Source organism: Nocardiopsis ganjiahuensis DSM 45031, from assembly GCF_000341085.1.
Lineage (GTDB): Bacteria > Actinomycetota > Actinomycetes > Streptosporangiales > Streptosporangiaceae > Nocardiopsis > Nocardiopsis ganjiahuensis.
Genome location: NZ_ANBA01000009.1, coordinates 116,708 through 135,181 on the forward strand (window position 1 = coordinate 116,708; position 18,474 = coordinate 135,181).

The 18,474-nt window shown below is 70.0% G+C and carries 18 protein-coding genes; 10 read left to right on the plus strand and 8 right to left on the minus strand.

Annotated elements, in window-relative coordinates:
• Positions 1–112 precede the first annotated feature (112 nt).
• A complete protein-coding gene (locus D458_RS0111775) occupies positions 113–814 on the plus strand; it encodes an SDR family NAD(P)-dependent oxidoreductase (RefSeq protein ID WP_017586951.1) in 702 nt (233 codons plus the stop codon).
• 231 nt (positions 815–1,045) lie between these two features.
• Positions 1,046–1,555: a TspO/MBR family protein gene (locus D458_RS0111780; protein WP_017586952.1), complete on the plus strand. Its 510-nt coding sequence runs from the start codon at positions 1,046–1,048 to the stop codon at positions 1,553–1,555.
• 105 nt (positions 1,556–1,660) lie between these two features.
• Here D458_RS0111780 and D458_RS0111785 read toward each other — a convergent pair whose 3' ends face one another.
• Positions 1,661–2,869: a PLP-dependent cysteine synthase family protein gene (locus tag D458_RS0111785; protein ID WP_017586953.1), complete on the minus strand. Its 1,209-nt coding sequence runs from the start codon at positions 2,867–2,869 to the stop codon at positions 1,661–1,663.
• Between the two features lie 329 nt (positions 2,870–3,198).
• On the opposite strand from D458_RS0111785, the gene D458_RS0111790 reads away from it, so the two are divergent.
• Together D458_RS0111790 and D458_RS0111795 are read left to right on the plus strand one after the other, a co-directional pair.
• A complete protein-coding gene (locus tag D458_RS0111790) occupies positions 3,199–3,660 on the plus strand; it encodes a hypothetical protein (RefSeq protein WP_040702409.1) in 462 nt (153 codons plus the stop codon).
• 213 nt (positions 3,661–3,873) lie between these two features.
• Complete coding sequence (locus D458_RS0111795) at positions 3,874–4,251, plus strand: DUF1330 domain-containing protein (protein ID WP_017586955.1); 378 nt, start codon at positions 3,874–3,876, stop codon at positions 4,249–4,251.
• A gap of 77 nt (positions 4,252–4,328) precedes the next feature.
• Here the strand turns inward: D458_RS0111795 and D458_RS0111800 are convergent, their stop codons facing one another.
• Positions 4,329–5,021, minus strand: coding sequence for a DUF1028 domain-containing protein (locus tag D458_RS0111800; RefSeq protein ID WP_017586956.1), 693 nt, complete (start codon positions 5,019–5,021; stop codon positions 4,329–4,331).
• 64 nt (positions 5,022–5,085) lie between these two features.
• Entirely contained in the window at positions 5,086–5,442 is a 357-nt protein-coding gene (locus tag D458_RS0111805) for a hypothetical protein (protein WP_017586957.1), read from the minus strand.
• A 697-nt stretch (positions 5,443–6,139) separates the two neighbouring features.
• Between D458_RS0111805 and D458_RS33405 the strand changes: the two genes are divergently transcribed.
• From D458_RS33405 to D458_RS0111820, 3 genes are read left to right on the plus strand one after another with little or no spacing between them, the layout of a single operon-like run.
• Complete coding sequence (locus D458_RS33405) at positions 6,140–7,699, plus strand: hypothetical protein (RefSeq protein ID WP_017586958.1); 1,560 nt, start codon at positions 6,140–6,142, stop codon at positions 7,697–7,699.
• A gap of 5 nt (positions 7,700–7,704) precedes the next feature.
• Complete coding sequence (locus D458_RS0111815) at positions 7,705–8,235, plus strand: hypothetical protein (protein ID WP_017586959.1); 531 nt, start codon at positions 7,705–7,707, stop codon at positions 8,233–8,235.
• A gap of 11 nt (positions 8,236–8,246) precedes the next feature.
• On the plus strand, positions 8,247–9,050 hold the full coding sequence (locus D458_RS0111820) for a hypothetical protein (RefSeq protein WP_017586960.1): 804 nt from the start codon (positions 8,247–8,249) through the stop codon (positions 9,048–9,050).
• Between the two features lie 123 nt (positions 9,051–9,173).
• Here D458_RS0111820 and D458_RS0111825 read toward each other — a convergent pair whose 3' ends face one another.
• Both D458_RS0111825 and D458_RS0111830 read right to left on the minus strand, forming a co-directional pair.
• The gene (locus tag D458_RS0111825) at positions 9,174–9,647 is read right to left on the minus strand and encodes a hypothetical protein (RefSeq protein ID WP_017586961.1); all 474 of its coding nucleotides are present in this window, start codon (positions 9,645–9,647) and stop codon (positions 9,174–9,176) included.
• A 224-nt stretch (positions 9,648–9,871) separates the two neighbouring features.
• A complete protein-coding gene (locus tag D458_RS0111830) occupies positions 9,872–10,402 on the minus strand; it encodes a hypothetical protein (protein ID WP_017586962.1) in 531 nt (176 codons plus the stop codon).
• Between the two features lie 418 nt (positions 10,403–10,820).
• Between D458_RS0111830 and D458_RS0111835 the strand changes: the two genes are divergently transcribed.
• From D458_RS0111835 to D458_RS0111845, 3 genes are read left to right on the plus strand one after another with little or no spacing between them, the layout of a single operon-like run.
• A complete protein-coding gene (locus tag D458_RS0111835) occupies positions 10,821–11,489 on the plus strand; it encodes a DUF998 domain-containing protein (protein ID WP_017586963.1) in 669 nt (222 codons plus the stop codon).
• 56 nt (positions 11,490–11,545) lie between these two features.
• The gene (locus D458_RS0111840) at positions 11,546–11,914 is read left to right on the plus strand and encodes a YciI family protein (protein ID WP_026119217.1); all 369 of its coding nucleotides are present in this window, start codon (positions 11,546–11,548) and stop codon (positions 11,912–11,914) included.
• Positions 11,914–13,227, plus strand: coding sequence for an RNA polymerase sigma factor (locus D458_RS0111845; protein WP_017586965.1), 1,314 nt, complete (start codon positions 11,914–11,916; stop codon positions 13,225–13,227). The genes D458_RS0111840 and D458_RS0111845 overlap by 1 nt, the downstream gene beginning before the upstream one ends.
• Before the next feature lie 822 nt (positions 13,228–14,049).
• On the opposite strand, the gene D458_RS0111855 is transcribed toward D458_RS0111845, so the two are convergent.
• Genes D458_RS0111855 through D458_RS0111865 form a run of 3 tightly spaced genes read right to left on the minus strand, consistent with a single transcriptional unit; the run spans position 14,050 to position 18,367 of the window.
• Positions 14,050–16,128, minus strand: a complete 2,079-nt coding sequence (locus D458_RS0111855) for an Hsp70 family protein (protein WP_017586967.1) — start codon at positions 16,126–16,128, stop codon at positions 14,050–14,052.
• Positions 16,125–16,751, minus strand: coding sequence for a hypothetical protein (locus D458_RS0111860; RefSeq protein WP_017586968.1), 627 nt, complete (start codon positions 16,749–16,751; stop codon positions 16,125–16,127). Before D458_RS0111860 ends, D458_RS0111855 begins: the two co-directional genes overlap by 4 nt.
• Entirely contained in the window at positions 16,748–18,367 is a 1,620-nt protein-coding gene (locus D458_RS0111865) for a hypothetical protein (RefSeq protein WP_017586969.1), read from the minus strand. The genes D458_RS0111860 and D458_RS0111865 overlap by 4 nt, the downstream gene beginning before the upstream one ends.
• Positions 18,368–18,474 lie beyond the last annotated feature (107 nt).

Below are 18,474 nucleotides of genomic sequence, written 5' to 3' on the forward strand. Positions count from 1 at the left end.
GCGGGAGACCGGCTCCGTGTCCGCGACAGGGCGTCGTGAAGCAGGCGCGGACCGGAGCCGCGGGGCGTGTCGGTGGGCGGCTTCGGCACTCCGCACGGAAATACTGACCCCCATGGAGATCGAGGGCTCACGTGTACTGGTGGCCGGCGCCACGGGCGTACTCGGAGGACACATCAGCCGTGCGCTGAGCGCCGGCGGCGCCCGCCTCGTCCTCGCCGGGCGCGACGAGGACTCGCTGGAGGATCTCGCGTCCGAGACCGGCGCGGCCGCCACCCTGGTGTTCGACGCCCTGGACAACGAGAGCTGCGCGGCGGTCGTCGCCCGCGCGGCCCGGGAACTCGGCGGGCTCGACGCCCTGGTCATCGCCTTCGGCGTCGTGGCCTTCGGTGCCGAGGCCGACACCGAGGACTCGGTCGCGGAGCACGTGTTCCAGGTCAACGCGCTGGCGCCGATGGCGATGCTGCGTGCGGCGCTCGCGGAGCTGGAGCCGGGCGGATCGGTGGCGGTGATCACCGCGGTGACCGCGGAGTATCCGACCGCGGGCATGGCCACCTATTCGGCCAGCAAGGCCGCCCTGTCGGCATGGTTGCAGGCCTCCCGAGCGGAGTACCGCCGCAAGAAGGTCACCGTCCTGGACATCCGCGCCCCGCACATGGACACCGGCCTCGCACACCGGGCAGTGGCGGGGGCGCCGCCGAGGCTGCCGGAACCGTTCCCCGTGGAGGAGCTGGTGGAGGCGGTGGTGAACGCCCTGGGCTCCGGCGCCCGGCAGCTGGCGTTCGACCCCCGGGAGCGCGAGCTGCGGGTCAGGTAGGCGGCGCTCCGGCAGGGAGCTCCGACACCTCGGACGCAGTGGTCCGGCCCGGTCCGGGAGCGGGTGCCGCACGGCCCGACCGACGACGGAAAGTGACGCTCTGTACCCCCTTCGGGGAAATAGCACGTTTTCCGAGAAGCTCGTTTTTAGAGTAAAGTTGTGGGACGGGTGGCGTGTCCGCCCACGGACCCCTGCCCCACCTGAGAAGTCCCACCGCCCACAGGAGAAGCCATGACCGCAAGGACCGAACCCGGCCGCTCCTCGCTCGGACCCTCGTTGGTGGCCGCCGCGGTGTTCGCCGCCGCCGTCACCGCGGCCGCGCTCGCCGGCGTGCTCTCCAACCCCGGAACCGCCGGTGACTACTCCGCCCTGCGACAACCCGCGTGGTCACCGCCCTCCTGGCTCTTCGGTCCCGTGTGGACCGTTCTCTACGCGATGATCGCGGCCTCCGGATGGCTGGTCTGGCGCCGACGCGGCTGGCGGGGCGCCCGGACCGAACTGTCCCTGTTCGCCGTCCAACTGGTGCTGAACGCGGCCTGGACGCCGCTGTTCTTCGCCGCCGGGCTCCGCGGGACCGCCCTGGTCGACATCGTCCTGCTGGTGGCGGCACTGTCGGTGACCATCGCCCTGTTCTTCCGTGTCTCCCGCTGGGCCGCGGCCCTGCTGGTGCCCTACTGGGCCTGGACGGTCTTCGCGACCGCGCTCAACTTCTCCGTCTGGCAGCTCAACACCGGCGGCTGACCCCGGCCGGGCCCCGCTCGCACCGGGCCGCCGTGCCCGGACCGCCTCCCCCGCCGGGCGGCCCGGGCACGTGAGGGACACGGGCCCCTCACCACCGCGTCACCCTCAGGCGTTCCTCGCCGCCGGCACGGTGTCGGACGCGGGCTCGTTCCAGCGGCCGGTCGAGAGGAAACCCTCGAGCGCCCTGGTGTACGGCTCCGTGTCCAGCCCGAGCGTCCCCTCGACCCACGCGTCGTCGTAGTAGCTGTGCATGTACCGCTCGCCCTGGTCGCACATGAGCATGACCACGCTGCCCTTCTCCCCGTCGGAGAGCATCTCGGCGACGATCCGCAGCGCTCCCCACAGGTTGGTCCCGGTGGAGGGGCCGGCGCGGTGGCGCAGTCGTGACAGGAGCAGGCGCATGGCCGCGATCGAGGCCGCGTCGGGCACCGAGATCATCCGGTCGACGACGGCGGGCAGGAAGGAGGGCTCGACCGCGGGGCGCCCGATCCCCTCGATGCGGGAGGGGCTCCCCTTCTCCCAGGTCGCGGGGTCCTCGGGCCACCGGCTCTTGGGGTGTCCCCCGTTGGCCGTCCAGTTGGGGAAGAACGCCGAGTTCTGCGGGTCGACGACGCACACCCGGGTGTCCCGGCGGCTGAAGCGGATGTGGCGGCCGATGGTCGCGCTGGTGCCTCCGGTACCCGCCCCCACCACGATCCACTTGGGGTCGGGATGGCGCTCCTCGGCGAGCTGTTGGAACACGGTCGCCGCCACGTTGTGGTCGTCCCGGTAGTCGTAGGCCCGCTCGGCGTAGGTGAACTGGTCCATGAAGTGGCCCTTGGGGTCCTCCTTGGCCAACCGCGCCGCCTCGGCCTCGATGTCACCGTCCTCTCCGGGGTTCCTGACCCGTCCTCCGTAGGCCTTGATGAGCTCCACCTTCTCCTGGCTGGTGGTCTTGGGCACCACCGCCGTGAACTCCAGCCCCAGCAACTGGGCGAAGTAGGCCTCCGAGACCGCCGTGGAGCCGCTGGAGGCCTCGAACACGTGCGTGTCCGGCTCGATCCAGCCGGTGCACAGGGCGTGCAGGTAGAGTGCGCGCGCCATGCGGTGCTTCAGGCTGCCGGAGGGATGGACGGACTCGTCCTTGACGTAGAGGTCGATGCCCCACTCCGCGGGCAGCGGGAAGCGGAAGACGTGTGTGTCCGCCGAGCGTGTGGCGTCGGCGTGCAGCAGGCGGACGGCCTCCTTCACCCAGGCCCGCTTGCGGCCGTCGTAGTAGTCGACGATCCGTGTCGTGACGGTTGCCGTGTCCTGTGCGCTCTGTGTCGTGGTCATGGGGCGTGGCTACCCGCGCCCGGCCTCCGGGCACCCGTCGGGGGAGCGAACCGCCGACCGGTGCCGTGGTTCGGTCTCCTTTCGGTGGGAAGATCCCCCTCCGCGCGGACGGTTTCGGCTCCGCCGCTTCGCGCGATCGGGCAGAACCGCGACTGCCGCGTCCACCGCGACCGCACGGCGCGGTCACCGTTCGGCCGCCCCGACGGCAGGAGCGACACCCGCCACCGTGTACGACGCGCCCACCCTGCCGTGCGAACCTGGTCACGGGGCGTGTGCGCGACAGCCGCACGCACGGGGAATCCAGGGCGACGGCCGGACCGGAGGCGATGATGGCTGCGGACGCACAGGACATACGGGCGACGGCGCTGGCCGCGATCGAGGACTTCCTCACCGGTCGGCTGGAGCACACCCAGAACCTGGCACGCGCGGCGCGGGCCGACGGCGGCGCGGCCGACGGCCCCGGCCAGGAGCTGGAGGCGTTGCGCGCCCGCGAACTGGCGGCCTGGCAGGAGGAGGGCTTCCTCAGCCACCTCGACGCGGCCGCGATCGTCGAGGAGTACTACGGGCGCCGGGTCGCCCAGGCCCGGCGCGACCTCAGGCGCGAACGCCCCTCACGCAAGGAGCGCTACGCGAGGGCGCGCGACGCCTACCGCCGGATCGTGGCCGAACGCCAGGCCGTCCACCTCTGGTTGCTGGACCAGGGCTGGGACACCAACCTCAACCACGCGGTCACCGAGGAGTCGGACGGGGTCGCGGGCCACTACTGGCACGGGGAGACCCGCCGGCCCTGAGCAGCGGGGCATGACCGGACTCCGCCTCCGGCACACCTCGCACCGCCGCCCGGACACCGCGGCGTCGGCGCGGAGGCGGGTTCGGCACCGCCCCGGACTAGATACCGACCGGGCGGTTTGTGATACTGGTGGCCCTGCCGGGACCTCCCGGCACCCCTGCCACGGCCCGAACCGGCCGTGCCGGGTCCTGCCCCCGTCACAAGGAGCCCACCGATGGCCGTCGACCCCACCGGACCCGCGCTGGCGAAGATGCTGAACGAGGGCCCCGACGGTCCCTTCGTCATGCTCAACCTGCTGCGCTTCGCCCCGAACGGCCGCGCCTCGTACATGGAGTACTCCCGGCGGGCCGGACACTTCCTGAAGAAGCACGGCGGCGAACTGCTCTACGCCGGCGACGGCGCCGGCCCCCTGGTCGCCGAGGAGGGACAGGACTGGGACGCGGTGCTGCTCGTGCGCTACCCGAGCCGGGAGGCGTTCAGCCGCATGGTCTCCGACCCCGGGTACCAGGAGATCACCCACCTGCGCTCCCAGGCCCTGAGCGAGGCCGTGCTCCAGCCCACCGACCCCTGGACCTCGCGCCGCGACTCCTGAGCGAACTCCTTCTGACCGGCGGGGCGGTGCGGCCGTCCTCCCGGGGCCACGGTGAGGCCCCTCGGCCCGGTATTCGGTCAGAGGCCGTCGGTGTCGAGCAACCGCTCGAAGGAGCCCTCGGGGTTCGCACGCGTGGGCAGGGCCGCCACGAACGGCAGCAGCTCCCGCCCTGCGACCCCGTGGACCCTGCGGAGCTCGGCGACCGGGTCGGGGTGCTCGTCCACCCTCAGGTCCAGGTACGGGTAGGGGTGGCCGGCGTGCACGTACAGCGCGGCGCTCTGTCTGCCCCGCCGGTCACCGCCCGCGGCCTGCCCGGCCTCCAGAGCGCTCAGCAACCGCTCGCCCAAGGGACCCCTCGCGTCGGCCTCCCAGCTCTCCGCCATCGCGTCGAGAGTGTCCGCGCCGGTCAGGATGTTCCCGGCCACCGCGTAGCCCTCCCCCACCCGATGACCGCTCCACGGATGCGTCTGTCCGCCGGTGTGCGCGGCGGCACGACCGTCCCGGCCCACCATCACCACCTGGCGCGACTCCCCGTCCGGATCCGCTTCGAGGGCCCGGCGCAACGCGTCCTCGGCGGAGTGTGTCCGCAGCTCTTCCAGGGCGTCCACACCCAGCAGGGGGTTGATCAGCGCCTGCGTCGCGACCGCCCCGGCCTCCGCGTGCGCGAACACGCACAGCGAGCCGATCGCGGGCATCCGACTGCTGATCGCGACACCGCACATCCCGGTGGCCGCGTCATGGGCGACGATCGAGAAAGTTCCCGCGTACAACCGGTATCACTCTCCTACCGCGACGGCGCGGGCACGACCTCCGGGTCCGCCCCGCCACGACCGCTCAGGACTCGATCCTCTCACCGGTGTGCAGGGCGGCGCTGTCCACCGCCGCCCGGCCGGCCCACCACCCCTGGGCGTTGCCCGAGTGCCTGAGAGCCACCGTGTCCATTTCGGGAAAGGCCTCGGAGACCGCCTCCTCCACCCTCCTCGTCTGCGAGGCCAGCACCGGCAGCAGATCGGTTCCGGCCTCGGCGTACTCGTGGACCAGCTCCCGCTCCGCCGACTCCGCCGACTCGTTCAGGCGCTCACCGATCCGTGCGGCGAAGGCGGCCAGGAAGGAGCTGCGAAGCGTCAGCCAGCGCCGCGACCGCTTCGGGGGACGGTCCTCCCGCCCCGTGGTGGAGCTCGTGCACGGCACGGCCGATCAGGGCGAGGACGCTCTGCTCCTCCCCGGGGCCGCGCTCCCCGGTGAAGGACCCGTCCCCGGCGGCGGCCCTGCGGCGCTGCTGTTCGCGCGTCCTCTTCTGCTCGGCCCGACGGTGTTCCCGGTTCGCACTGCCCAAGGGGGTTCCTCCACGGCACTCGGATGCGGGGACTCACCGTCCATGCTCACAGAATCGCCCCGCCCCCGCAGAGGCCTGTGGAAAACCCGGGGCGCCCCAACCCTGGTCCGGTCCCGAGGTCCCATTCGAAATACGCATACCCCGGACTCCGCGCACCTCCGAGGCCTACTATCGGTCTCTCCCTGCCCTCCCCTCAAGCCCTCCGCCGCCCACTCGAGCGGCCTCACCTGGAGCGACGCATGGTCCGACCGCCTCTTCCCACCGACAGCGGTTCCCCCGCGCCCGGCGGGGGAACCGCGTCCGACAGGGGAGCCGTGTCCGAGAAGGGAACGGCGTCCGACAGGGGAACCGCGTCCTCCCTGCCGCCCGTCGACACCTCCGCCTACACCCGCAGCGAAGCCACCCGGCTCCTGTGCGCGGGGGCCTACCTCGACACCGGGTTCCGCGAAACCACCATCACCGAGCTCCTCGAACACCCCGACCGCCCGGTCCCCCCCGTCCCTGGGCTACGACGTCGCGACCGTGCTCCGGCACTGCCTGCGGGCCAGGAGCGTGAACGTGCGGACCGCCGGCCTGGTCCTGGCGGTCCTGGCCGCCGTGCTCCTGCTGTTCCTCATCGGGACCACGACCGGGGAGAACCCGTCCGCCGAGGTCATGATGCGGGCCGTACTCAGCTCCCTGGGCCTGTTCGGCCTCGCCGCGCTGCTGTCCCTGGGACGGCACGCGCTCCTGAACCGGAGCGCGTCCCTCCCGGGCACGAACCGCCGGGACACCACCGGCCCGGGCGGCCCGCTCCGCCGCTACCTCTCCCTGTGGTTGGGCCTGTCCTACCTGGTCCTGGCACTGCTGTGGGTCGTCCCCCCGCTCATCACCGTGACGGACGGCGAGATCATCGCGGCCCTGGCCGCCCTCACCCCGCCCGCGCTCCTCCTCACGATCGGCGTGTGGCACCAGGTCACCCTCGCCCGGACCCTGTGGACGGAGCTGAACCGCCGTACCTTCACCGGGACGGCCCCCGAGCTCCCCGCGTCCGCGTTCACCGCACGGCGTTCGGGTGTTCTGGCCGCGATCGACCGTGAGCAGTTCTCCCACCTGGTCCTCTACAACGAGGACAACCCCTTCCTCGGCGCCGGCTCCTCCTACCACCCCTGGTCGCTCACCCTGGAGCTGGAACGCCGCCCCGACCACCCGGGCCCTCCCGACGGTGCCGACTCCCCCGACGAGGCCGACCCTCCCGACGGCCCGGACTCCCCCGAGGGTGCCGGTTCTCCCGCCTCCCCCGACGGCACCGGACCGCTGGACGGCCGACGCGTCCTCGAACTCATCGCCCCCCGCCTGGCCGGACTCGCCGAGGTCTCCTCGAGGACCAGCAGGGACCGGCTCAAGGACCTGGAGATGCAGGAGTGCGTGTTCCTCCCGGCCTCCCTCCCCAGGGACGTGCGGCGGGTGGGCCTGCCCTACGGGGACGGGGGCGTCCGCGAGCACCTCACGGAGTCCCTCGGCGAGGGGGCCGAACAGCGGCGGCACTTCCTGCGGATCCGGGTGGGCGGCTGGGAGGAGGAGGTCGTCACCACCGTGTTCGTGCGCGTGCACACCCAGGGAGACCTCCTCATCCTCGAAGTGCTGCCCTACGTCCTGCCGCCGCTGCGCCCCGTCTTCCATGAGGTGGACGCCCTCACCGAACGGTCGACCCGTCTGCGGCCCTCGACCCTGATGAACGCGCCGTCGGTGGCGATCACCGCCCTGGCCGGCGGGGCGAGTGCCCTCAGTTCGTGGTGCGTCGAGTGGTTCGGATCCGCGGGCGAGAAGTCCTCGGAGGCACCCCGGCTCAACATCCGCGAACTGGCCTCCCGCGACTCACGGTCGATGTTCCAGGAGATGGACGTCAGCCGGTACGTCAGGACCATCCAGGACCGCATCACCTCCGGGACCCGTCAGGCGCTGGCCGAGGCCGGCTACAAGACCGAGGAGTTCCAGCAGCAGATCGTCAACATCAGCCGCGGTGGCGTGTTCATCGGCGGTTCCATGACCGGTTCGATCGCCACCGGCGACGGCGGCACGGCCGTCACCGCCACCGGTCCCACAGCCAAGGAAACCAAGGACAAGAGGTAACGACGATGACCCATGAGTACACCCCGCCGGCGGCGGGCCCGGTGTCCATCGGCGGTTCGATGCGCGGCGGAGCCGTCTCCACCGGTACCGGCGGCACAGCCGAGTCCTCCGCCCCGGTCGGCCCCGCTTCGGAGAGCCTCCCCGCCCGCCCCGCCGCTCCCCCGGCCGAGGGGTTCGGGAACGGCGCCCCCGGCTCCGTCACCATCGGCGGCGACGCGCACGGCGTGGCGATCTCCACCGGGGCCCACGGCACCGCCCGGTTCGAGGCCGCCGCCGTCCAGGACGAGCGGTACCAGGAACTCCTGGAGCAGGTCCGCCTGCTGCGTCAGCAGCTCCCCCTGTTCTCCGGCGCCCAGGGGGTCGCCGAGGTGGAGGCCGAACTGGTCGGGGCGGAGGAGGAGATCGTCCGGACCGGCGCGGTCGCCCCCGGTGTCCTGTCCAGGCTGTGGGAGCGGCTGCAGGAGGCGGGCACCGCGCTGGGAGGCCTGTCCTCGGCGCTCGCCCTGGCCGAGGCGGTCCGCAAGCTCACCGGCTGAGGGAAGGGACGATGCCCGATTCCACGGTGGTCCACTGGGACGCCGATCAGCAGCGCTGGACCGGGGACAGCCCTCCCGCCCGCCCCAGCGGCCGCGGGCCGGGGCAGCCGAACGTGCCGGCGGTGGCGCTGGCGGTCCTGCTCCTCCTCCTCGTCGTGGTGGCGATCGGCGTCCACACCGACACCTCCGCGAACGAAGGGGGCAGCTCGGCGTCCTCCGAGGGGGAACCGTCCGAGGACGAGTGCGCGGACAGCTGGGGCGGCGACCTCTGCGACGACGAGGAGGACCAGAGCTTCTTCCCGGACTTCGGCCCGGGGCAGACAGAGGAGGAAGCCGGTGAAGAGGAACCGGAGGAGGACCCGGCACCCGACGGGTTCGAACTCCGCTCGGACCCCAACGGTTTCGAACTCCACGTCCCCGAGGGCTGGCGACGCGAGGACGAGGGCCCTCCCCAGGGCGTCTTCTACTCCCCGGACGGGCGGTACCGCCTCATCCAGGTCATGGAGTTCGCGGGTGAGCACTCCTCCCCGCAGGCGGCCATGGACTCCCTGCAGGCCGGGGTCCGGGACAACGCCGACTACTCCGACCTCGGGCAGACCCGCCTGGGCGGCGGAACGCAGGCGGTGGAGCTCAACTACGCCTACGAGCACGGCGAACACGGTCTCCGGGACGTGCACGTCCGCACCTTCCTCGGCGGAGACGGCGAGGTCTACGCGGTCCTGGCCGCCGGACCGGTCGAGGAGTGGGACCTCACCAGGCAACGCCACGAGGCGGCCGCGGACTCCTTCTGCGTGACCGTCCGCGACTGTCCCTGAACCCGGGACCGCGCCGATCCGCCCGCCGTCGAGACCCGAACCCGACAGCTGAGGCCCCGGTTCCGTAGGAGAACCGGGGCCTCAGCGCGTCACCCGGGCGCTGTCAGGCGCTCACCGGAGCGCCTACTGCCTCGTCATGGTGCTCGTGTATCCGCCGCCGCCCGGGTAGACCCAGTCACCGGTCATCGTGCGGCCGCCTTCGGTGAACGTGCCGCGGAAGTACGCCGGGCTGCCCTGCGCACCGGCCCAGATCGTCAGGGTGTCGCCGTCGAGCTCGTAGACGTAGTCGAAGGTGTTGCCCAGCGAGTCGTAGAACCGGGAGGCGATCTCCTCGCTGACCGGCTCACCGAACGGGTGCAGGTGCCCGATGACCTCGAATCCCGTGACGGCCTGACCGAACTGTTCGAGCTCGACGTGCTGGACGAGGAAGTGCCCGCCGGGCATCCACTCGTACCGCACGGTCCCCTCGGCCCCGCCGGTCACCTTCCAGTTTCCGATGAGCCGTTCGAGCGCGCGGACCCGGTCGCTGGGCCGGGGCGGCTCCCCCTGTCCGTGGTCGTTCCCGTCGACGGCCTGGCCGGTCGTGTCGTCGGTCATGGTGTGCTCCTCGGTCGGATGGGTGCGACCCCGGTGGGCCGCTCTCACCGGTACCTCGGAGCCACCGCCGGGATCTCGACACGGGGGCGCATCCGGCGGAGGCCGGTCATCGAGTCGTCGGTGTTCGTGCCGGTCCGCTCAACCTCGGCCTGGGCAACAGGTCGGCGAAGGGTTCGGGAACCGGGGCCGGTGGGTCACCGACGCGTTCGACCGCCTCGGCCTCCCTACAGCTGGTCCCCCATGTCGGGTGATGCCGGAGGATGCATCCCGCCACCGTCCTTGGGGTCCATTTCACAGGTGGGGCGGTGGTAGGAGCGGTCGTTGGGGATCAACAACATCTCGGCGACCTCTTCAGGGTGGTCGACGACGAGCCAGTCGTCGCCCGTGTCGGGATGGTCGGCCGGCCCGAACGCCTGGGACGAGTAAATCGCCTGGCAGCCCAACACCACACGCTCCTCGTCGACCGCGCAGGCGTCCACCACGGAGCGGGAATACTCGTCGGCGCCGTCGAAGCGGAAGTAGAAGTGGACCCGGTCACCTTCGTCGGGCACCTGCGGGTGGGGTTCAAGGCGCCAGTCGACGACCACTGCGGTGATGCCGAGGAGCTGCCCGTACGAGTCCACGACCTCCACACTGGCACCGGCCTCACCGCGCTCCGCCGTGGTGTCGGTGCAGACCCAGAGGAAAGAGCACCCGGACAGGGTGAGACTCACCAGAGCCAGCGGGGCGACGGCGAGTACTCGGGCAGGTAGCACTGGGGGACCTCCGGACGGGGTGGGGGGTGAGGGGGCAGTGTATCCAGTGGGATCTTCTCTCCCCGCTCCTGTCTCACTCCGAGTGGTCGTCAGGGGCGGACCCCACAGGAGACCGGTGGTCGGCGCGGCCTCGTCCACGTCCTCGGGCAGGCCGGGCCCCGGGACCGCCATGGCCTCGGAGCCGGGATCGCCCCCGGGAACGTGCTCCACCACACCCCTCTCGGCCCCGGGGCCACTGCCCTCTCCGCTGCGTCGGCCGCTGCCGTGTTCGCCGCGCTCAACACCTCCTCGGACGACCGGCGCGAAAATCCCCCGGGTTTTCCGTGCCGGGGATGTCGAGACGGGACGTCCGGCTCCGTGGTGTCGGTGAACGCCGCCCGACCCCGGGCGACGACGCCGCCCGAACCCGGAGGACACCATGGCCGCCACCGACACCCCGCAGACGACCCGGGACCCGGGCACCCCGGCCCCTCGCATGCGGACCCGCTGGCTGCTCACCTCAGCCGCGCTCGCCGGTCCCCTCTTCTACGCCTCGTCCGCGGTCCAGGCGCTGGTTCGGCCCGGGTTCGACATCCGCGTCCACCCGCTCAGCCAGCTCGCCACGGGCGGACCCGGCTGGGTCCAGCAGGTCACGTTCGTGCTGGCCGGGCTCGGCGTGATCGCTCTCGCGGCAGCGCACCGGCGCATCATCACCCAGGGCGTCGGCTCCCGCGTCGCCCCGGTCTTCCTGGGTGTCTTCGGCGCGGGCTTCGTGATCGCCGGCTGCTTCCCGATGGACGCCCAGGCCGGGTTCCCGGTCGGCGCACCCGCGGGCACCGTGGAGATGTCCTGGCACTCGATCGTGCACACGGCTGCGGCAGCGGTGTCGTTCGTCGCCCTCGCCGGCGCGTGCATCGCGCTGCTCGTCCGCTCGGTCCGGGACCGGCGCGTGTGGGCCTCGGTCGGCAACGGCCTGGTCGCGCTCGTGCTGCTGCTGCCGATGTCGCCCACGGAGTCGAGCGTCCAGATCGCCGTCACCGGACTGGTCGCGTTCTCCTGGGTCACCGTGTCCGCGCTGCGCCTTCGCTCCGGGACGGGACCGGCCTAATCTGGGACACCGGAAGACCCGCACACCGCACCGACACCGTGAAGCAGGGCGGATCCATGAAGTTCCTACTGTTGAGCTACACCCCCGCGGAGACGTGGGAGGCCGGGGACGCGGACGCGCCCAGCCAGGCGGCTCTCGACGCGTTCGCCGTCTACCAGCAGTTCGAGGCGGAGCTCCGCGAGAGCGGGGAGTTCGTCATGAGCGAGGGCCTGGGTCATCCCGCGGTCTCCAGCACCGTGCGCAAGACCGACGCGGGCGTCGTCGCCACCGACGGGCCCTTCGCCGAACTGAAGGAGGTGCTCGCGAGCTTCGCGATCATCGAGGTCTCCAGCCTCGAACGCGCCCGCGACATCGTCGCCCGGATGGTCGACGTCCTCGGCGAGCCGATGGAGATCCGGCCGATCATGGGCGACGACTTCGCCTGATGCCCACACCGCCTCCCCCAGCACCGGCCGACGGCCTCCCGGCCTCCGGGCCCCGGAAGGTCGAGCACGTGCTGCGCGACGAGACACCGCACGTGCTCGGTGCGCTGGTGCGCCGCTTCGGCCGGTTCGAACTGGCCGAGGACGCGGTGCAGGAGGCCCTCCTCGTCGCCAGCCGGCGTTGGGGCGAGGAAGGGCTGCCGGACGAACCGCGCAGCTGGCTGATCCGGGTCGGCTACCGCAGGATGATCGACCTCCTGCGCTCCGAGCAGGCCGCGCGCCGCCGCGAAGAGGAGATCGCGTCCACCGATCCGGTGCTCATCGACCCGACCCGGCCCGGACCGGCCGTCATCAGCCGCGACGACAGCCTGCAGCTGCTCCTTCTCTGCTGCCACCCCGCGCTCAGCGAGGTCTCACAGGTCGCGCTCACCCTGCGCGCGGTCGGCGGGCTCAGCACCGGCGAGATCGCCCACGCCTACGGCACGGCCGAGACCACGATGGGCACCCGGATCAGCCGGGCCAAGCAGACCCTCAAGAAGGCCGGCGCCCGCTTCGAACTGCGCGGCGAGGACGATGTCTCCGCGCGCGTCGCCGCCGTGATGCGGGTGCTCTACCTGGTCTTCAACGAGGGGTACACGGCCACCTCCGGCGAGCGGCTCACCCGCACCGACCTCACAGCGGAGGCGATCCGGCTGACCCGGATGCTCCGCGCCCTCCTCCCCGAGGACCCCGAGGTCTCCGGCCTGCTGGCCCTCATGCTGCTGACCGAAGCGCGCCGCGCCGCCCGCACCGGCCCCGACCACGAACTCGTCCCCCTGGAGGAACAGGACCGCAGCCGATGGGACCCCGACCTGATCGCCGAAGGGCAGGGGCTCATCGAGAAGGCGTGGGCGCAGGAAAGCGTCGGGGCCTACCAGCTCCAGGCCGCCATCGCCGCCGTCCACGCGCAGGCAGGGACCTCGGCGGAGACCGACTGGCCGCAGATCGCCGCCCTCTACCTGTGGCTCGAACGCCTGCAGCCCACCGCGCCGGTCCGCCTCAGCCGCACCGTCGCCGTCGCCCGCGCCTTCGGCCCGACCCGCGGCCTGGCCCTGCTCGAACAGCTCGACCGCGACCACCGGCTGAGCGAGGACCCCCTGGTCAGCCAGCGCACCCACGCCGTCCGCGCCCACCTCCTCGACCAGCTCGGTCAGCACGAGCGGGCCGACAGCGAGTTCCGGGCCGCGGCGGCCCTCACCGGCAACGAGGCCGAACGCCGCTACCTCCTCCGGCGTACGCACCGGTCCGAGCCCGGCTCAACGGGGGAAGAGCCGTAACCCTTGGCAGTCTCGCCATCGCCTCCGAAGGCGGCTGAGCCCAGAGCCGTTGAGCCCTTGACACGATCACCCGGTCTCGTTTCGAGGACGCCTCCTCGACACGGCCGAGGACGTGTTTCGTGCCGGGTGTGATGGAGGCTCAGGTGTCAGCCGATGCGCTACACACCCGTCGTGGGCAGCCCCGAGACGGAACGGTGGGGATGGCGGACTCGTTTCAGCTGCCAACAGGGCGTGGCCAGAGTCGCCGCTCAACGTATCGGGGCACTCAGCGAATCCGGTGCAGAGCTCACCCGCCAGCTGGAGACATAAGGTCCGGCCGAGGGCCGACAAACGATCTGGTAGTCGGCCCAGCTGATGAACCCGACAAAATTTTCCATCACATGCAGGACATCCCCGAAACGACGCTGGGGCGGACCCGAGAGTCCGCCCCCTGCCGTAGGTCAGATAGCCGAGATGAGAGTGCCGAGCGCGGAAATTACGCCGAGGAGAGCTCCCCCAGCGATGAGGAGAGACAAGGGCCAACTCTTGTCAGATTCACGGGCGATCAGCAGGGCGACACAGAAAGCACCGAAGGAGACCCCACACATCAGGGCGATAGTCGTGGACACACAAGCTCCCATTCCGTCTCCTGGGCATGACGCACCGGATGTGCGTCCCTGAACAGAACCCAGGAAGTGTTTTCCGGAAAACGGCTGTGCGAACTAACTCATGTGCTCCATACGTCTCTCTTCAGCATCCATGACCAGCTCAGGAGCACAGACTCTCCACTGCCACGCAACCGGATTTGCTCTCAATTTCTCGTGCCGGAGGAGTCTGCGCTGCTCACCGAATGGGACGCCGCTCCTTGAAAGCCCATATTCCGGATACCTCTGTGCCCCCGAACAGCCGCCCCTTACCGGCGAGCCAGGAGTGGTACTCGGTGTACTGGGAGAAGCTGTCGTTGCTGACCACGACCCCGTTCTTCTTCCGAGCGATGTCCAAGAGGTAGACGTCGGCACCGCCGACCGTCCCCGCAGGCACACGGTGCAGCTTCCCTCCGGCGACCTCACGATCCACCTGTGCCTTCTCCTCGTCGGGCACCACGTGTCGAAAGTTGGCGTCAACGAAGACAATGAGCTCTGTTCCCGGGTGCTGAGTTCGCAGTTCCTCCAGGGCCGAGTGCAGCCGGGCCAGGGTGGGTTGTCCGCCCATGCTCCGGTTCTGGGAACCCCAGGCGAGGTTGGAGCCGTCAATCACCAGAGGGCGAGGCTCCGACGCAGAACCCTCCAGTACCTGGGAAACACCTGGCAGGGAGGGGCGGAGCTTCGGTTCTTGCTCCTCCCTAGCAGACGATGTCGTCTGCGCCACCGAACGGGAGCCACGACTAGGCAGTCCCGGCTGTGTCTCCAGGAACTCGCGCAGACTGGCGGCGCTGACTCCGACACCGGTCGTAGATAGGCCGAAGGCGTTGATTTCCCTGTCGACGAGCACCTCCTGTGTCCGGTCTAGGACCGCCCGAACCTCCAAAAGGCCGTTGACGTCGTAGGTGTATGTGAGGGTGAAGGAGGCCTCGTTCGGATCCCTGAAAGCGGGAAGGTCGATCTTGAGTTCGGTCAAGCAGATGTTGGAGCCGTTGTCGGCTCCGGTTTTCTTGTTGACCGGATCTGCGGGGTCTCCCTCCCAGATCTCCACACCGAGGCGTTTCTGACCCGGCCGGTTGGGCCGATAGGTCCTCTCCTGCGATCGGGGAAGTGTGGCGTTGCGCGGAATGATCTGGCTGAAGGATCTGATCTCGGTATCGCCGTCCGTCCTGGTGGAGGCCGTCCCCAGCGCGTGAGTCGTACCGACCGCCAGATCAATCTCCAGGTCGCCGCTGTTGATGGCTGCAGCGACGGCAGCCCCTTGGGCGACCGCGGTCATGGGATCGCACACATCGGCGGACACCAGCCGATCCCCCATGACCTCGCCTACCATCTGGCGCACGAGGGGAATCTGGCTGCTGCCGCCGATCATCAGTACCGAATCGATGTCCTCGGGCACCCGGTCCAAATCTGCGAGACAGTGCTGGAGGGGACCGATCGCCTTCGTCACGATGGGACGGATCGCATCCTCGAATTCCTCCCGCGTGATCTCGACGCTGCTCCTGCCGCCCGGGCTCGGAACGGCGACGACACTCTCGGTGGACAGACGGATCTTGGCCAGTTCGACGTCGCGGACGAAAGCCGCCTCTTCAGCAAAACCCTGTGGACCGTGTTTGGCCTTGGCCAGGACCAAATTCCGCAGAGCCTGGTCGATCTCCAGACCCCCGAGCTGCGCGACCCCCCGGGCCGCCCGCTCCTCGAACAAACCTTCTTCAGCCTCCAGGATGGTGACATCGATGGTTCCTCCACCCCAGTCGAAGGTGACGACGTTCTCCAGGGCATCACTGCCGATCTGCTGCTTGTAGTAAAGGGCGGCGGCTGTGGGCTCGTTGATGAGGGAGTCCGCCCGGATTCCGGCTTCCCTCGCTGCGGCCCGGGTACGAAAGCGTGCGGCACCAGCAGAGTTGGCGGGAACGGTCACGACAGCCGTGTCCACGTCCAAAAGCTGTTCGCTGTTCGCCCGGTCACGAATAGTTCGGAAGATCCCGGCCGACACGGTCGAGGCCGGCCATGAGCGGGTTCCCACCATGATGTCGGAGTCGCCTGCGAGCAACCGTTTGGCGGCCGGAACCGCCTGTTCAGAACGGAGCTTGGCCTCCCACCCGAAAAGTACCCGGTCACGGACCGAGCTCACCCCGACCATGGACGGAAAGAGCGAGGCGAATCCGGGATAGTTCCAATCGTCGAGATTAGTGGCGTCCAAGGCGAGGACCTCAGCGTCCTCTCCGTTCCAGTGGGCGAGGACCGAGTTGGTCGTCCCGAAGTCGATACCGAAGCTCACGACCGCCTACCCTTCCCCTTGCCCCTGGCTTCCCTGCCCCTGCCCTTCATCGGGTTACCGCAGGTCGTGCAGATGGCCTTCTCCTCGTCCCGCCCCGGATCCTTGACGGGCGGCACGTCGCTGAACTCGACCTCTCCGGCCACGACCAACCGTCCGTCAGTCTCGTCCACGAACGCCGGCCTGAGGACCGCGGCGTACTCCCCCGTCTCGGGACTGCCCGAGACGACCCGGAAGAGGGAGAGGTCTTCGGTCCCCATGACCTTCTTCAGCCCCGTAGCCCGACGGAAGTCGGCGATCTTCCTGGCCAGAACATCGTGACGCCCCTTCTCCTCCGCCAGTTGGGACAGTTGGGCGAGCTGGGCTAGGTGGGTACGCCGGGCTTGCATGTTCTCGATCAGGGCCCGACGTACGGCATCCTTGATCTCGGCTCCGGTGAGGTCCTCGCCGGGGCCTCCCCCAAGGGCCTCGGTGACCCCCTCGGTCAGCGGACCGATGATCGCCTTGGGCTCCAGGCGGGTTGCAACCAGGGTGAGCAACTGCCTTCTCTCACTGTTGGACAACTCCAGGAGAAAGCTGGTCAGGTCGTCGTCCGTGACCTGTTCACGATGGTCATGCCTGCTCATGGTGTCCTTTCTCGAACGGCCATCCTCATGACCGATGCCGTGGCGGCCTCACGCAACGGTGCCCTCTCCTGCGGGTTCAACGGTTCCGTACGGCGATCAAGGGGGCACGCCGGGGGAATTGTCAGTGACGGAACACGCGGAGACGGAAAGAGCTCCTCCTCGTGCACCGGGAGTACGTACAGCGGGTTGCTCTCCAGGTCGCTCCTGGCCTCGATGTCACGGAGCAGGTCGTGGGCCCGGTTGACGTCGGAGAGTTCCTCGGTCCGTCCCCTCAACTCCCTACGCAGGCCCCGCCAGGCTTCCTTCCACTCCTCGCTCGAAGCGCCGTGGGGCACTCCGAGCTCCAGAAACGGGTTGAAGAGCGGACCTCGGTTGTTACGGTCCGTTTCCAGATGACGACGCACCCAGACGATGTTGCCGCGGATCACGGGGTGCTCCGAGTCCAACGCCGAAAGCCGTCGCAGGGCATCATGCAAGGGCTGGGAGTCACCGGGGTCGGCGAAGCGCAGGTCGAGGTAGACCTCCATGGCCGTGGCCTCCTCCCGCGCCCACACGGCAGCGGATTCCAGATGCGGTGCCAGCATTCCGTAGGCTGTAGCGCTCACGTTCATCAGGTCACGGTGCGCGGCACGCAGGTCCCGCCAGGCCACGAAGTCCGCCAGTGGCCCCTGGCCGTTGCCGGGCAAGTCGGTCCCTCTGCACAGCTCCGCCAACACCGGCCACAGAGCACGTTCGGCAAACATCGCCCTGGGCCACCCGGCGGGCCTGTCGGGGTTAGCGAGCACGTGCTGCACCAACTGCTTGGGCTTGCCCTGCAGGAGACCGACCAGCAGCTTCAGAGCCAGGGGATCACCGTCCGCCACCCTCTGAAGTATCTGTGCGGACTCGGGGGCCTCGGCCGGAACCCGCTGGCAGGGGTCGGTCGCGACGCGCCGTCGCCAGAGTTCGTCCTGCCAGCCGATCGCTTCCAACTGCTCGTCGGTGAGTTTCGCCGGATCACGCCGGGCCAGAAGGTAGAGGTTCTCTCCCCCGTCGGTCCTCTCTCCGCCGGTCAAGGATACCGACGGATCACCGTCAAGAAAATCGTCGATCAGCACGAGGGGCGCATGGGCAAGGAAGCGCTCCGGGGATTTGGGTTTCGCGCCCAGCCGGAGCAGTTCCGCGTCCCGCCACAGATCCAGCTCGGGGGAGAAGTCCTGGAGCTTGCGGAGTGCCTGCTCGGTCGGCTCAACCCGTCCGCTGATAAGCGCCGCCGCGTGACCACTCTCCGCGACCTGCGGGACACCGATCTCGTGCAACCTCGCCAAGTGCAGAACACCGATGTCAGGTGGCAGCTTCCCCAACAGTTCGAGCAACACCCTGGGAGCCTCTGGGCAGAGCTTCCCGTCAAGCAGGACGGACAGCTTCCCGGCCGTCTCCCCGCCCGAGGGCCCCACAGCCAGGATCGCGGCCTCGACCGCGTCCTTCAGGTCGGCTATCAGCTCTGAGGACACCCGGAACTCCTGCCAGATGCTGTCCCGACGCCCCTGCTCCCTCTCCGAGCGGACCCTGGCCAGGCGTTCTCGCTCGGCGGCCAGTGCAGCGGCCTTCCGTTCCCGGGCGTCGCTGATTCCCACGTTGATGAGCTCTATTCACATGCAGTTCTCGAGATGGCCTGGCCCGGGATGACGGTCCGTAGCGTGTCGGAGTTCCGTGAGCCTGCCGGGATCCTACCGATATCGGC

Coding starts and splice junctions, on each gene's coding strand:
- D458_RS0111775 (WP_017586951.1), top strand. CDS start 113: ATGGAGATCGAGGGCTCACGTGTACTGGTGGCCGGCGCCACGGGCGTA.
- D458_RS0111780 (WP_017586952.1), top strand. CDS start 1,046: ATGACCGCAAGGACCGAACCCGGCCGCTCCTCGCTCGGACCCTCGTTG.
- D458_RS0111785 (WP_017586953.1), bottom strand. CDS start 2,869: ATGACCACGACACAGAGCGCACAGGACACGGCAACCGTCACGACACGG.
- D458_RS0111790 (WP_040702409.1), top strand. CDS start 3,199: ATGGCTGCGGACGCACAGGACATACGGGCGACGGCGCTGGCCGCGATC.
- D458_RS0111795 (WP_017586955.1), top strand. CDS start 3,874: ATGGCCGTCGACCCCACCGGACCCGCGCTGGCGAAGATGCTGAACGAG.
- D458_RS0111815 (WP_017586959.1), top strand. CDS start 7,705: ATGACCCATGAGTACACCCCGCCGGCGGCGGGCCCGGTGTCCATCGGC.
- D458_RS0111820 (WP_017586960.1), top strand. CDS start 8,247: ATGCCCGATTCCACGGTGGTCCACTGGGACGCCGATCAGCAGCGCTGG.
- D458_RS0111825 (WP_017586961.1), bottom strand. CDS start 9,647: ATGACCGACGACACGACCGGCCAGGCCGTCGACGGGAACGACCACGGA.
- D458_RS0111835 (WP_017586963.1), top strand. CDS start 10,821: ATGGCCGCCACCGACACCCCGCAGACGACCCGGGACCCGGGCACCCCG.
- D458_RS0111840 (WP_026119217.1), top strand. CDS start 11,546: ATGAAGTTCCTACTGTTGAGCTACACCCCCGCGGAGACGTGGGAGGCC.
- D458_RS0111845 (WP_017586965.1), top strand. CDS start 11,914: ATGCCCACACCGCCTCCCCCAGCACCGGCCGACGGCCTCCCGGCCTCC.
- D458_RS0111860 (WP_017586968.1), bottom strand. CDS start 16,751: ATGAGCAGGCATGACCATCGTGAACAGGTCACGGACGACGACCTGACC.